The organism is Lacibacter luteus (genome assembly GCF_004118265.1).
In the GTDB taxonomy this organism is placed as follows: Bacteria; Bacteroidota; Bacteroidia; order Chitinophagales; family Chitinophagaceae; genus Lacibacter; species Lacibacter luteus.
In genome coordinates, this window is sequence record NZ_SDHW01000003.1 from 514456 (window position 1) to 529773 (window position 15318).

Sequence of the window (15318 nt, forward strand, 5' to 3'; positions counted from 1 at the left end):
TTGGGGAGGTATTTGCACCGAGGTAATCGATTTCTGCCAAAATGAACGTATTTAAAAATTTGTTTACTTTGGCGATATTATACATCATGAAGATTACCGGAGTAACCATTGTTCGTAATGCTGTTTTAAACGATTTTCCTGTTGTAGAGGCTATTACGTCGGTGTTGCCTGTGGTAGATGAAATGATTGTTAGTATTGATAAAGGCGATGATGATACCGATGGGCTGATACGCAGCATACAATCGCCCAAGCTGAAAATTGTGTATTCCACCTGGGATATGACACTTCGTAAAGGCGGCCGGGTCTATGCATTGGAAACAGATAAGGCTATCGATCATGTATCGGCCGATACCGATTGGATCTTTTACATTCAGGCAGATGAAGTGATTCATGAAAAATATCATGCAGTCATCAGGCAAACTGCAGAAAAGTATGTAAGCAATAAACGGGTGGATGGGTTTTTATTTAACTACCTGCATTTTTATGGCACCTACGATTATGTAGGCGATAGCCGCAAATGGTATAAAGATGAGATACGCATAATCCGTAACGACAGGAGTATTCGATCATACAAAGATGCACAGGGGTTCCGGCGGGGAGAAGCAAAACTTGATGTGGTAAAAGTTGCTGCAGAAGTTTATCACTACGGCTGGGTAAAAAGCCCCGAACAGATGAAACGTAAGTTGAAGAATGTGCAGCGTTTCTACCATGCCGATGATCAACAGCTGGAAGCTTACCTGAACGGCCCCGATTTTTTTGACTATAATGAGTTTGATGCATTACGAAAATTTACAGGCACTCATCCGCAGGTAATACAGCAACGCATCGCAGCACGCAACTGGCAAGTAGAACTCGACATTAGTAAAAAACATTTGTCGCTTAAAGACAAATTGCTGTACAGCTACGAAAAACTTACCGGTAAGCGTTTGTTTGCATTTAAGAATTATAGAAACATTATAAAGTAAAAACGGTTAAACCAACACAAGTATCTATGGAGTGTACTCTTGTTATATCTACCTATAACTGGCCGCAGGCACTCGACCTTGTGTTAAAAAGTGTATTAAGGCAACGGGTGTTGCCGGGCGAAGTCATTGTTGCCGATGATGGATCGAAAGAAGAAACGAAGCAATTGATCGAATCGTATCAGCAAGGGTTTCCTGTTCCGTTAATTCATATGTGGCACGAAGATGATGGCTTTCGTAAAACCATTATTCTCAATAAAGCATTTAAAGCAGCTAAAGGGGAATATATTATCCAGATAGATGGCGATATTATTATTCATCCCGATTTTATAAAGGATCATCTTAAGTTCAGCGAAAAAGGATATTATATAAAAGGAAGCAGGGGCTTGTTAACGAAAGAGCTTACAGAAAAGATATTAACAAGTAAGCAGATCAACTTTTCGTTGTTACAGGCAGGAATAAAATCAAGATTTAATGTTACACGTTTACCATTGGCATCCCGACTATTGTATGGTAAACCTGATAATACCCGCAAAGTAAAGGGTTGCAATTTTGCCGTATGGAAAAGTGATTTTATAGCTGTTAACGGCTATAACAACGATGTAAAAGGTTGGGGGCATGAAGATATTGAACTGGCTGCAAGGTTAGTGAATCATGGTGTGAAACAACGGCATTTAAAACTGGCTGCAATTTGTTTTCATATTCATCACGAACTTGCTTCGAGGCATAAAGAGGCACACAACTTGCAATCGTATTACGATGTTATTCATAACAAGGTTGAACGTTGCGAAAGCGGTTACGACCAGGTATAATACAAAAACAAACAAGTGAGTTCAGAACATAAGCTGCATATTAATGGTGATGCACATACAGTGCACGACCCTGCTGTAACTATTATTGTAGTTACGTTCAACGCTGGCATCGTTCTGGAGCATTGTTTACAATCCATCATGCAGCAGCCGTTTAAAAATTATCAGCTGCTCGTATTTGATGGGCAAAGCACCGATGATACCATTGATATTTTACACAAGTACAATAAATATATTTCTTACTGGCAGTCCGAACCGGATAAAGGCATTTACGATGCTATGAACAAGGCGCTCCCCTTTGTAAAAGGCAAATGGGTTTATTTTTTAGGAGCCGATGATGAATTGTTACCCGGCTTTTCAAAAATGGCCGAGCATTTACACGATGCACAAACCTTGTACTACGGTTATTGCTATATGTGCAGCAAGCGAACAAACAAACGGCTTACTGCTTATGAAGTTGCCAAAGTAAATATTTGTCACCAGGCAGTGTTTTATCCGGTGCAGATATTTATCAAGTACAAGTATAATATTGAGTACGTGGTATATGCAGATCATGCATTGAATATTCAATGCTGGGGCGATCCAAACATTCGCAAGAAGTTTATGCCAGTTGGTGTTGCAAAGTTTAACGATACAGGTTTTTCCAGCTATGCTACTGATAAAGTATTCGAAGCACAGAAACCGGGTTGGATAAAGAAATATATGTCGAAATACATTTATATCCGTTACCTGTTTCGCAAGTGGAAGGCAAAACAGAAAAGAGAATTAAATTTTCGATAGAAACCTCAGCAAGTGATAAAAGTTTTATACGATCATCAAATGTTTTCGCTGCAGAAGTATGGCGGCATTTCAAGATATTTTGCAAATTTGTTTTATTCTTTTCAGAAAAGCGCAGATGTTGAAGTAGAAGCACCGGTCCTTTATTCGGGCAATCAGTATCTGAAAAACGAAACCTCTTTATTGCCCGGATTTTTGGGTAACCTGCTTGCTGCCAAAAAAAGCCGTATGTATAAATGGAATAAGCAGTACAGTAAGTATCAATTGAAGACTGCTGCTTATGATCTTTTTCATCCTACTTATTACGATGCTTATTTTCTGAAGGATCTAAGAAAGCCATACGTAATTACTGTGCATGATATGATTTATGAATTGTATCCGCAATATTTTGATACGGCGGATAAGTTTGTTATGCAGAAGGAAACAGTTATAAGAAATGCAAATCATATAATTGCAATTTCCGAATCAACCAAACGTGATCTGCAGCGGTTTTATAATATTGCTGATGATAAAATATCTGTCATTCATCATGGTTTTTATCCTGAAACAACTTCTGTGAAACCGGCCGGTTTTGAACTTAATAATTACCTCTTGTTTGTTGGCGACAGGGCTAACTATAAAAACTTTCAACTCTTTGCCGAAGCTGTTGCTCCTCTTTTGCAACAAAACGATCTGTTGCGGATTGTATGCACAGGCGGTGGTTCTTTTACAACAGCAGAGACTGTTTTTTTTGCCGGGCAGGGTATAGTTGATAAAGTGCTGCAGATAAATGCAACAAATGAAGAGCTGAATTATTTGTACAAGCATGCAAGCGTTTTTGTATATCCTTCGCTATACGAAGGATTTGGATTTCCGATTCTGGAGGCGTTCGCAAACAACTGCGTTGTTGCCTGCAGTAATACCAGCAGCTTTCCGGAAGTTGGTGGGGATGCTGTGGCGTATTTCGACCCCTTCAGTAAAGAAGAAATGTTTACAGTAATTGCATCGTTACTTAGTAATACATTGTTAGCTGAACAATTAAAGGAAAAAGGGAAACAACGTTTGAGCTTATTTAAAATGGAGAAATGTGTGGCAGCTACAGCTGATGTGTATCATAAACTGCTGAAGACCTAATAAACTTCCGTTATACTTTGTAGCTTAAGTTGATTACGGGTACTTTTGCAAACAACCTGATTTATGAAGACATTATTGTTATTGGATGCAGAAGGGCAGCAGTTGAAATGGCAGGAGAAAGTTTTTTACTGGCTTGTTGTTGTTTTTTTTATTTCACTATTTGTACCACGTGCACCTGTTGCTTCTAACATAATACTGGGTGCTTTTGTAACACTTTCATTTGTTTATAACAGTATCAGGGAAAAGTTTCAGTTGCTGAAACAACGACCATTTATTTTTTTAATTATAGCCTATTATTTATTGCATGTTATAAGCATCACCTGGTCGATCGATAAGCAGGAAGCGACAACACAATTGGCAATCAGGCTGCCCCTTCTTATTCTGCCACTTGCAATAGGAACTGTTTTTATTAAGCAAGCGTTGGCCGATCGAGTACTGCTTGCAATTGGATTAATTACAACCGGCGTTGCAGTAATAAGCCTCGGGCTTTCATTTTCGCAATATATAAAAACAGGTAACTCCGGTTTTATGTATAACGATAGCCTAACTGTTCACTTCCGGCAGCAATCAATTTATGTTGCCATGTTGCTTAACCTTTCAATAGCTGGTATTGTTTATTTGTTGCAACGAAAAGGAGTAGCACAAACGTTGCAGGGATTGCTTTATCTGTCGTTGGTTATTTTGTTTGTGTATCACTTTCTGCTGGCGAGCAGATCGGCAATGCTGTTGTTGTACGGCAGCTTATTGATCTTTGCTTTTTACCATGTAATTAAGAAACGTAAATATCTCGAAGGAGCTACATTGGTTTTAGGGTTAGTGATAGGTGCGTTTATGTTGTTCAAATTTTTTCCAAAAACTGTTCAGCGGTTTAAAGAGTTAGCGTATACCAATTTCAATTTTGAAAGCAAGGCAGCCGAAAGTCATTACGATATGCAGCTGGACAGTGCACAATGGAATGGTGCCAATACAAGGCTTGCATTATGGCAATGCGGCTGGGAGCTTGCGAAAAATAATATGTTTAAAGGAGTTGGTATTGGCGATAGAGTTGCAGAGATGAATAAAGTGTATGGGAAAAAGAATTTTACAATGGCTATCCAAACCAAAAAGAATGTACACAACAGTTACCTCGATGCCTTGCTTACGTTTGGAACAGGAGGGGCCATCTTATTCCTGTTTGCATTTGCATTGTTGCCGCTCTTCTATGCAGTACGTTCCGGCAACGGGTATTATTTTTTTGTTGTAACAGTGTTTATTGTATCAATGCTGTTTGAAGTATACATAGGCAGAAGCTTCGGTTGTATGCTTGTGGGATTCTTCTATCCATTTATAGCTGCAACAAAAAAGAACTAATGGCCGATTATTGATTATCGGCCATGTATAGTTCAATTGCTTTTTCGGTATCGCCAAAGTAAACCATTTCGCCGTTCTTCATGTAGCCAGAACGGTTACAGTATTTGCGGATCGTATCCATACTATGACTAACCAATACGACTGTTTTACCTTCAATCCATGAGCTTTCAAAAACTTTGATGGCTTTTTCCTGGAACTTCATATCACCTACAGCAAAAATTTCATCGAGGAACATAATGTCTGCTCCTGCATTTACGGCGATTGAAAAACCAAGACGGGCCACCATGCCGGAAGAGAAGTATTTGATCTTGGTATCAACAAAATCACGAAGTTCAGCGAAGTCGATAATGGTATCGAAGATGGCATCGATCTCTTTGATCTTTAAACCCAACACCGAACCCGATACATAAATATTTTCACGTGCAGTCAATTCATGACTCATGCCTACTCCAAGATTCATAAGCATGGTGCTGCCATTGATTTTTACATAACCTGTATCGGTTGGGTAAACACCTGCAAGCAGTTTAACCAGTGTTGATTTGCCGCAACCGTTCCTGCCAAGCAACCCAATACATTCTCCTTTGTTTATTTCAAAGGAAGTCATTTTAAGTGCAGGTACTTTCTTCTTCCTGGGAGGATTGAACAAATTGAACAGACGGTGCTTCACCGTATTGTGACTGTCTTCCGATATCTCAAATGTTTTACTGATATTTTTTGCGCTCAAAGCGATCACTTTTTCCATTGTAATTTTTTAGAGTTTTTCAGCTGCTTTAGAACCGAGTTTGTTAAGGGCTATCAATCCGAGGAATAAGAGAAATATTGCGTAAACAAAATCCCAAATCAACAATTCATAATCGGGATACGTCTGTTGCATTAATACTCTCCTTGCATTAATAATAATACCTGCTATTGGATTGCCATAATCAAAGGAAGGCAATGCCTCTTTGAATACTTTAAGGCTATAGAAAATAGGGGATAAGAAAAATAGGAAGCTGGTGAATACCTGCCATATTTGCGAAATGTCTTTTGCAACAACATAAAGATTTGATAGAATTAATGATACTCCCAAAGAAAGAATAAAAAGATTTAGAAAAAGAGGGATAGCCCATAAGATATGGGCTGATACTCCTCCTGATTCTTTTTCAAGGAAGTTATAGAATAACAAAAACATTACAAAGTTGAAGAAGAAGCCGATTGAATTACTGAACAATGTTGAAACATAAATTTCAAGTTTATTCATATTGCTGTATTCATACAGGTATTTCTTTGTATTTAATATCTGTGTAGTGCCGGTGGTAGACTCAACAAAGAAGTTCCAGATTATCAAACCAATAAACAGGAAAGAGGCAAAAGCAGGAACGTCTGATTTTAAAACAGTCTTGAAGACAACATAATATATACCAATATCCATAATTGGTTTCAGTAAAGCCCACAGTAAGCCAAGTTTGTTTTCATAATAACGAAGTTTAAATTCAATTTTAGCAAGTAGCCAAAGACGTTCAAGTTTATTACTACTACTTACCCAATCTTTTACAATTTTTAGAAGCATATTTATTTTTTTAGAAACCGGTATAATTTATAAGCAATTTTTTTAGTACATCTGTTTCGCTTTATGAGTTTTATTACTTTTTGCGAATGCTTTCCTAAGAAAGGAATTTTATCAGACAGATAATAGTCTAATGTGGGATTATCGTATTGAATGCCAGCCCCATTTGTATTATAAAGATTAACTAACTCGTGGGAGTAGCTACTAAAAAGTGAACTAAATGTATTACTGATGTACTGTACAAGTATATTTTTCTTGTCTTTTGTAACATCCCGAATCATCGAATTTTCACGAACTCTGTATCTGAATAAAGGTTCAGGTATGACAATGCCACCATAACCTACGGCAAGCATACTTATAACAGATGCATAGTCTTCAAGACCTGTAAAAGTCATTTTTGTATCATATAAGCCTGCTGCTATAATACTCTCTTTTTTAAAAATTATTGCACTTGAGTTAATCAGATTATGATACAAAATCAATGGCGGCTCTGGTGAAAATGTAGGCCATATTTTGTTGGAGCCTTCAAAGTAGCGTGTCCAGCAACCAACAAAATGAACATTCTCATAAGTTGACAATACTTTTGTTGCAATTGCATAGTACTCAGGCTCAACAATATCATCTGCATCAAGCACAGCAACATATTCACCACTGGCAGCTTTAATTCCTGTATTTCTGGCGGCACCAACACCCTTGTTAACAGTGTCAATGACGACTATCCCGGCCACAGCTCTGTAAGCGTCTAGCTTTTTAATACTTTCTTCTTCTGTACTGCCATCATTAACAATAATAATTTCATTGACTTCACAAGAGCTGTTTTTGACTGATCGAATTGTTTGATCCAGATAACGGCCCATATTATAATATGGAACCACAACAGAGATGTTTTTATTTCCTTTGGAGCTGGTACCATTTTTTGAGACAGCCTGATTAAACCGAATATATGGGAACTTTGTTTTAGAGCTTTTTTGAAGGACAACAAGATCAATGACTTGCTTTTTACTTTCGTAAATTTTTTGATAACCAAAATATTCACTGATTCTTTTCTGCGCTCTACTACTAATTTCCTGCTTTTTTTGTTTGTCAAGCTCAAGAATGGTGATTAATTGCTGTCGAAATGAGCCTGATTTTTCATGGTCGAAAATAAAACCACTTATTTCGTTTTCAACTACTTCACGGTGCCCACCCTGTTCTGATACCAAAACAATTTTCCCTAAACTCATCATTTCAGCAGTAACATAAGGCAAGTTATCATTATTGCTTGGCACAATGATAACCTCTGCCTTTTCCAGGCGTTTTTCAATTGCAGATGGTTCAATCCGATCTTCAAGTTTAAGTAAGCCTGCACTTAAATAAGATTTATACTTTTTTCGTACGATGGCTCCCATTGATAAACCTTCAGGGTGGTAGACAATATCTTGTCCTCCAATTAAGGTTAGGGATCTTTGAAAACCTTCGTCCCAAAGTTGTTTAAAGTAATTTAGTAATTGTAATATTCCCTTCTGAACTGTTAGTTTGCCAAAAAAAATAATTTCATTTCCGCCATCAATGGTAGATTGTAGCTCACGAAATGAGTAGGGGTTTGGAATGACAGAAATATTCTGATGATTGAGGGTAAACCTTTTGCTTAGCTCATCAACCATAAACCGGCTGGGAGAAACAATATGATCTGCTGCTTGTAAACAGAAGCGCTCCATTTCGCATATCCAGTAATTCGGATATCGGTATTCGCTAACATGGTTATACTCCATATAGAGAAAAGAAGGAGAATGCATCGTAACAAGCACTGGCACGTCTTTGCACCATTTGTAACCAAGATATTTAAACTGTAAAAGATAATACGCAATACCAAGATATTCCTGCGCTTCAATGATATCAGGTTCACCTTCACTCTTGATAAACTCTTTAATTAGATTTGCAAACTCATAACTGATATTTGTTACATGGCCCAAAAAGGCGGTTGATTTTGTAGCTGTAGCGTTGAAGCGAATAATTCTGATCATGCCATCATTCACGATAGTAGTACTTTGAACAGCTACATCGTGAACAAAAACAGAAACAGAATGCTTGTGTTGTTCAAGCATTTTTGCTGTATGATAACAGTAAGTACTAATACCTCCTCCAAAAAAAGGGGGATATTCAGTTGTTAATAGCCAATACTTCAAAGCTTGTATTTTTTTGTATTATCATCATAGAGAGAGCGAAAGCTTCTTTTGCCTGTTATAACTTTTAAGATATGCCCAAATCGTTTATACCAAAGCGGCAAAATTTCATATTCGTTCTTGTAAAAATTAATTATTTCTAGCGCACCGTCCTTGCCTCTTAGTATCTCTAAATATTTTTTTTGATTTTCCAAATCTGCCTTTGCAATATCCAATTGATATGACAGTAATTTGGAAGATGAACTCAAGAAACTAAACATTTTAAGCATTTCAAATTGAAGTGGCTGCTCTTGTAAAAGTCTATCTTCTGCTTTTTTTAACTCTTGAATTATCAGTGCTATTTCCAAACTTCTAATTCCAATATACTTAGCTGAGTAGAATTTGTTTTTTAAAATATCGTAATAGCAGTTACAAATATCAGTTTTTGATAAATGAATGGGAAAACAAAAGTTGTCTCTACTAGAAAAAGGAGTTGGATCATTGGAAAAATACATAGGGTATATGCCGTTGTATCCTTGCGCTTGAAATGTTTTATTCATTTCAGTGATAAATAAAATTAATTCAGGCGTCCCTTTGTCAACTGAATTAAAACAAATAACAGGCTTTTGTTCTACTCTATGGTAATTTGGATGAAAAGTATTTTGTACCAAAATATACCTTTCATTTTTGATGTCCTCAAGTATTTTACTAAAATCTACTTTTTGAAATGAATCCAAGTATATTGAAAAAGTAATATTCCCAGAATCAAAAATCGACCCAACGTGGAGAGTAGATGCTGAGAATTCATTTAACGATCTCACGCCCTTTATATCGAACGCAATATGCACTTGCTCTGCAAATCCTTCATTTAATGAAAGCAAATCAGCGTTCGAGGTTATTATAGTGAGTGTATTTATCATATTCCTTTTATCGAATAGCCCTGATTGATTGCAATCCATGTTAGCATTCTTTCCCATGCATGTGTTTGAGTTCCAAATTGATCATCTAATACATTGCCTGATTCAAGCCCCTCTCTTATACTCAAAGGAGGATGCTTTAAAAAGAAATTATTGAATACTTCTGCCCGAACCCAAAACATTGTTCCGCCGATAAAACAGAATTTTTTACTGGTAAACTCATATTTCTGTATTAGATTCTTCAAAATTTTGTTCGAAGTGCTGTTAAAATTCTCACTCTTCCTGTCATATTCATTTTTAATAAACTCTTTTGCTCCTACAATTCCCAGGTTCTTTTGTTTAAGAAACATTTTCTCTATTTTTTGAATATTTTCCTGTGTAATTATCGCAAATAATTTTTCACGCCATACATTTCCGAATGGGCTGTGAGGACTTTTTTTATCATGAAGGAAAATATAAAAGTCAGCTTTTAGATTCAATTGTAAACTTAAATCGAGCAAAGCCAGTTTGCCACCAATATCTTTACCCACGTTTGTTGAGAATATTATCAGCGCATCACTATATTCTTTTTTTATATCTCGGTATATTTTATGTTTGTCCTCGTTTTCAATCCATATGTTAATTAATAGCTGAAAGGAAGAAGTGATACTTTTTAAGTAAGGATATATAGTAGTCCACCCGTCTCTATAAAAAATCGAATAAAATATGATCATTCCCTAATTATTTGAACTTGTTAGAACACACTCTTAGCAGGATAGTCGTTGTGATTAAACATTGCTTATTTCTAAAAATAAAAATGAGTTTACTCTTTAACATACTCAATGATTTCATCCCTGATTACTTTATTTGAAAGATAAATTTCTTCCGGATTAACGATACCCATCTTCTGCATGTTATTAATCTGCCAATATAGCAACCAAAAAATATGGTCATTTCCTTGAAAATTAAAAGATTCCAGGAGTCTGATTGAACTGAAGGAAAAATCTTCTTTTTTTAATGAGGGTATAAGTTTAGAATTAAATCTGTCGATGTTTGATGCAATGATCCAGCAAATCTCAAAAAGCATCCACTTGCGGTTGCTCGAAATGGTATTTGTTTCATGAATTCTATAACTCAGCAAACTTTCTTCTAAATTAAAGCAGTTAAAATTGGAGCAAACACGCAACAAAAAATCCCAATCATGCGTAAATCTGAGGTTGCGCATACCACCAATTTTTTCATAAACAGTTCTTTTAAAAATCATATTGCTAGTTGTAGATACGAAATTTGCCATCAAAGCATTTAAGGCATAGTCAGGGCTTCCGGCAAAGGTCAGTTCCTTGTTCTTTAAATTCCAAGGTTCCATATTTCGCCATGCCATTTTTGTGCCTAATATAGTTTCATTAACATTTATAATATCTAACCACGTAGAAATGAAGTCTATCGTCGAGTCGTTCTGAAATATCTGTAGGCATTTCTCTATCCTTGTAGGATGGTACAGATCATCTGAATTTAGTATTGTCAAATAATCTCCTTTTGATAATGCCAATCCTTTATTAATAGCGTTGTGAGCGCCATTATTAGATTGCTTAATATGTTGAATCCTGTGATCTGTATAAGCTGAAATAATTTCATTTGATGAATCTACCGAGCCATCATCGATGATAATAAGCTCAAGATTTATATATGTTTGCTTTAATACACTGTCAATACATTTGCTAATATATTTTTCGTGGTTATAACTTGGTATAATTATACTAACTAACATATTTATAGGCGTAATAAGTTTTAATTATTTTTTCTAAGTAGCTTTCATCAAAAACAATTTCTAAATCGGAAAATATCTGTAGAATTTCTGCTTCTAGTAAAATGGGAAAGTCGTTTTCTGAATTTACAATTAATTTTTTCAGGGCTTTCTTTTTAGTAAAAAATTCTATAGCACTGATTATGGTTTCGATATCATAATTAATTGTTGAGATCAGGTTAACGGTTTTATTGCGAAGTAGGTTTTCTGTGTTAATGTATTCAATTACTCTTTTAACTGTTTCAATATCTAATAAATTCCTCTTGCTATTTATAAAAACTGGAATAGTTTCATTGCTTACAATTTTATTGTATATGAAGTTTGTTAAAGTTGCAGGATTGTTTGAGTGACCTACAACCTGAGGCAACCTGTAAATGGTGAAGTTTTTGAATCGGGAAGTAATGAATTTTTCAAGTCTAAGCTTGTGTTGGTAATATTCTTTGGTCAAAAAAACTTCAAAATTTACAAAATAGCTACTAAAATAGATGAGCTTTCTGTCCGTGTGCAAATATTCTTGTAATAAGGTTTCTTCACGTAAAAAAGGTTTATCATCTATTTCTGAAGAATTTGAAACCCCACTGCAAAAAAAGAGGACATCATCTCTGTCAATGCTTCTCATTGCTGATGCCAGCATACCATTTCCTATTATCATTTTCTTAATCTGTTATTTATTGCGGTGGTGAAGCATTCTCTATATTGTAAGGAAATGTTTGAAGGGCTAAACATTTTTGCAACTTCCTCTTTTGTATTTATTGCGTTTGATTTTAAAGAATCTTTTTTTTGTAAAAACTCTTCGAATTTCAGAAAGTACTCTTCTACATTTCCTATTGTTGAAAAAACAAGACCGTTGCCAAATTTTTCAAAAATAAGTTTAGTATCTCCAACATCAGTAGAAATACCAGGAGTTCCAACAGAGAGAGCCTCCAGTAATGCTATTGATAGTCCCTCGTAAAGTGATGTGAAAATAATTGCTTCACTTATTTTAGAAAGCTCAAAAGTATTTTCAATATAGTTATGTCTAATGATTGATGCCGCCAAATCGTTTTTAGCAATATATTGATCAGCCTGTTCACTCATTTCACCACTTCCTACTAAAATAAATTTATATTCACCCTTGTATTTGGCTGTTATTAACTTGATTAGCTTCAATAAATCCATTGGAGCCTTTTGCTTTGTAAGTCTTCCAACAAAAACAAAATATTTCTGAAATTCGTTCAGATTGTATTTTTTTCTTAATGCTTTGTTTTCTTGTTGGATGGCTTGTTCTCTTTTTTCTAATGACAGGGTTGAGTAAATGAGATCAATATGGTCAGAAGCTATTCCTGCGGTATTTTCGAAAACCTCCTTTATTTTAGAATTAATCGCAATAAATCTGTCAAAAGCAAGAAGGCCTTGATCTTTTGCTTTATATAATTGCACCCAGCCTTCAGTAGTATCATAGACCTGTTGGTCAACGATGGCCGCACTATTAAATAATTTTCTGATATTAAGTGTAGATGCGGCTAACCAAGGAGATCCATTGCAGATCCAAACCAAATCTGGCGAATACGCATTTCTCAATGCCTCAAGATAAATCAGTATATCATCATGACTGGACAATTCGGTGAGGTCATAAATGCCTTTACAGGTTTTTAAAAATTGATGATGCAGGCTGCCTTGAGGTTTTGCAAGACGTTCAAACGTAACTACAATAAAATCATATTCATCCGTAAGGCGGGAAATGGCTTCTACGGTATTTCTTTCAACCCCACCAACAGCCAGAAAAATTGGAAAAACGAAAGCTGTTTTTTTAGTTTTTGGTAAAGTATCATATCTTTCAAAAAAGATCGATTTCTTAGGAAGTTTCGACAAAGCTGATTTATAAAAAAAGCCATGTGCATTTATTTCAAACTGCCCATTTGGAAATAGGAAATTGAAATCTTTTGCTTCATCACACTTCTCACTAATTAACCGGATAATTTTACCTGTATTAATATCTGGAGATTCTGATAAATGGTTACTGTATTTATAGATGAAATTATTATTGATTTTTTCTGAGATACCAATGGCGGGTAGATCATTAAGTCCTAAGGATAACAAAATGACATCAGTTTTGGGATATAATTGAAAAAATAAAATTAGCTGACTCATATTTGCCGGATGAAGCAGGAAGTCTGCTTCCGGGGCGTACACATAATTATCTCCAGGCAGATCAATAGCCTGACTAGGTAGTAGAAATTTTATATACTTCAAATCATTTTCGTATAGAGACCGAAGCTTTTCGATATGTTCCAGATCTTTTACAAGGATGGTTAAATAAACCAGTTGCTTAATATTTAAATGCTTTTTAAAGCCGGGAAGCTCAATAATCTCATTAAGATGTTTTAAGTTTTCCACAACATTTGGCCAATAATGGCAGTAAAAAACTTGATCATAAACAGCTGCGTTAAGCTTTAATTTTTGATGCACTATTCCTTTCTCGTAATAGAATCTAAAGACGACTCTATAAACCTGTGATAAGTGATGTTCTACTTGCATTCTGTTTACTTCTTTACTGTCTTCGATATATTGACAGATATTGACTACATCTTTAATAATTTCAGCATTTAAAGCTGTCTCAGTCATACCCAAAAGATAGGTATTCCATTGTTTTAATATAGTGTCAACTTGCGTAAACCATTCTGATTCTTCATTATGTAACTTTTTGAAGACTACGGCCATTTCACCAGCAGTTTCTTGTCGCTTACAAAAGGAGCTAATACTTTTATAAGGATGGTAATGTTCAACATGAGCTTCTGGATAATAATAAATCTCCATTCCTTTTTTTGAAAGCCTGAATCCAAGTTCTATATCTTCGAAATTAACTTTGTAAAACTGCTCATCAAAGATGATTTTTTCGGAGAGTACAAATGCCCTGTCAATACTTATATTACTCGTGTAAAAATGCCTGAAATCAATATACTCATGCGGATTAAATGCATTAAAACTAAATTGTTCCTGGCCTATCTCCGTAATATGCTTCATCAACATGTTAACTTCGATATCTTTGTGCCAAATGATTTCTCCAAGTACTGCTTTACAAACTGGCAGTTCTTGTAATTTTTCATAATGTTGATTGATAATTTCTGGATTGGGAAATATATCATCACCCATAATTAATAATTTTTCGCCTTTGGCTGCTAAAATCGCACTATTTCGGGCCTTAGCTGCACCACCGTGCTTGTTCTTAATTATTTTAAGAGGTAATCCTTTTGCATTTTGAAAAATTGCGACGGATCCATCATCGGAACCATCATCAGAAAAAATCAGCTCATAGTTATATCTTGTAACTTTATCTACTTTTTTCCAAGCTTCTAAGAGCTTTGGAAGTAATTTGGAACGATTATAGGTAGGTATAATTACACTGACTTTTATTTCAAAAAAATCTTTTTGCTTTCTGTATTTGTATTCAGAGTATTTTTCTAGTAATATTTTTTTTACCTTACTATTGGTTTTAGTGATGGCAAATCTTATCCCTTTTTTTGCAACCGTGATAATTAGTTTTTTTATCAAAGACTTATCGATGTTCGCCTGTTTAGATAGAAAAAGTAATTTTTCAATACCAGTTATTTTTTTTGGAATAAGCACAGTGTCATGCCTTGAGTTAATACTTCTTCCTTCTTTGTGGCCATGTTTGACATAGTGAAACAAAGGATTTATTCCTGATTGTTTGATATCTGGATAAGTAGTAAGGTAGTAGTTGGTTTCAAAATCAGGAGAAGGATTTCGACCTTCTTTCCATCCATGAAGAATATAATGCTTCAAAGGTTCCAATCCAGCGTTTTTTACATCTGGATAAGATTGAAAGTAGAATTGAGAATCAAAAAAGCCGCTTTTTTTAATGCTAAAGTACTCTTGCCGAAAATTTCCCATATTAAACAGATAATTATGTCTTTGAACAA

13 protein-coding genes are annotated in these 15318 nt (G+C 35.3%); 5 read left to right on the plus strand and 8 right to left on the minus strand.

The window, feature by feature from the left end:
* The first annotated feature begins 86 nt into the window (after positions 1 to 86).
* From ESA94_RS13250 to ESA94_RS13270, 5 genes are all read left to right on the plus strand, one after another.
* A complete protein-coding gene (locus ESA94_RS13250) occupies positions 87 to 965 on the plus strand; it encodes a glycosyltransferase family protein (protein WP_129131383.1) in 879 nt (292 codons plus the stop codon).
* A 26-nt stretch (positions 966 to 991) separates the two neighbouring features.
* Positions 992 to 1774, plus strand: a complete 783-nt coding sequence (locus tag ESA94_RS13255; protein WP_129131384.1) for a glycosyltransferase family 2 protein — start codon at positions 992 to 994, stop codon at positions 1772 to 1774.
* 15 nt (positions 1775 to 1789) lie between these two features.
* The gene (locus ESA94_RS13260; protein ID WP_129131385.1) at positions 1790 to 2551 is read left to right on the plus strand and encodes a glycosyltransferase; all 762 of its coding nucleotides are present in this window, start codon (positions 1790 to 1792) and stop codon (positions 2549 to 2551) included.
* A 12-nt stretch (positions 2552 to 2563) separates the two neighbouring features.
* The gene (locus ESA94_RS13265; RefSeq protein WP_129131386.1) at positions 2564 to 3661 is read left to right on the plus strand and encodes a glycosyltransferase family 4 protein; all 1098 of its coding nucleotides are present in this window, start codon (positions 2564 to 2566) and stop codon (positions 3659 to 3661) included.
* A gap of 63 nt (positions 3662 to 3724) precedes the next feature.
* Positions 3725 to 5011 carry an O-antigen ligase family protein gene (locus tag ESA94_RS13270; RefSeq protein ID WP_129131387.1) on the plus strand — a complete coding sequence of 429 codons (1287 nt, stop codon included), beginning with the start codon at positions 3725 to 3727 and terminating at the stop codon, positions 5009 to 5011.
* A 7-nt stretch (positions 5012 to 5018) separates the two neighbouring features.
* Here ESA94_RS13270 and ESA94_RS13275 read toward each other — a convergent pair whose 3' ends face one another.
* The 8 genes from ESA94_RS13275 to ESA94_RS13310 all read right to left on the minus strand — a co-directional run bounded on the left by ESA94_RS13275 (position 5019) and on the right by ESA94_RS13310 (position 15289).
* Positions 5019 to 5753, minus strand: coding sequence for an ABC transporter ATP-binding protein (locus ESA94_RS13275; RefSeq protein ID WP_129131388.1), 735 nt, complete (start codon positions 5751 to 5753; stop codon positions 5019 to 5021).
* A 9-nt stretch (positions 5754 to 5762) separates the two neighbouring features.
* A complete protein-coding gene (locus ESA94_RS13280) occupies positions 5763 to 6560 on the minus strand; it encodes an ABC transporter permease (RefSeq protein WP_129131389.1) in 798 nt (265 codons plus the stop codon).
* Between the two features lie 2 nt (positions 6561 to 6562).
* Complete coding sequence (locus ESA94_RS13285; protein WP_129131390.1) at positions 6563 to 8722, minus strand: glycosyltransferase; 2160 nt, start codon at positions 8720 to 8722, stop codon at positions 6563 to 6565.
* Complete coding sequence (locus tag ESA94_RS13290; RefSeq protein ID WP_164972740.1) at positions 8719 to 9675, minus strand: hypothetical protein; 957 nt, start codon at positions 9673 to 9675, stop codon at positions 8719 to 8721. The genes ESA94_RS13285 and ESA94_RS13290 overlap by 4 nt, the downstream gene beginning before the upstream one ends.
* Positions 9615 to 10328 carry a rhamnan synthesis F family protein gene (locus ESA94_RS13295; protein ID WP_129131392.1) on the minus strand — a complete coding sequence of 238 codons (714 nt, stop codon included), beginning with the start codon at positions 10326 to 10328 and terminating at the stop codon, positions 9615 to 9617. Before ESA94_RS13295 ends, ESA94_RS13290 begins: the two co-directional genes overlap by 61 nt.
* Before the next feature lie 89 nt (positions 10329 to 10417).
* Positions 10418 to 11362 carry a glycosyltransferase family 2 protein gene (locus tag ESA94_RS13300; RefSeq protein WP_129131393.1) on the minus strand — a complete coding sequence of 315 codons (945 nt, stop codon included), beginning with the start codon at positions 11360 to 11362 and terminating at the stop codon, positions 10418 to 10420.
* Positions 11352 to 12050: a hypothetical protein gene (locus tag ESA94_RS13305; RefSeq protein ID WP_129131394.1), complete on the minus strand. Its 699-nt coding sequence runs from the start codon at positions 12048 to 12050 to the stop codon at positions 11352 to 11354. Before ESA94_RS13305 ends, ESA94_RS13300 begins: the two co-directional genes overlap by 11 nt.
* Positions 12047 to 15289, minus strand: coding sequence for a glycosyltransferase (locus tag ESA94_RS13310; protein WP_129131395.1), 3243 nt, complete (start codon positions 15287 to 15289; stop codon positions 12047 to 12049). The genes ESA94_RS13305 and ESA94_RS13310 overlap by 4 nt, the downstream gene beginning before the upstream one ends.
* Positions 15290 to 15318 lie beyond the last annotated feature (29 nt).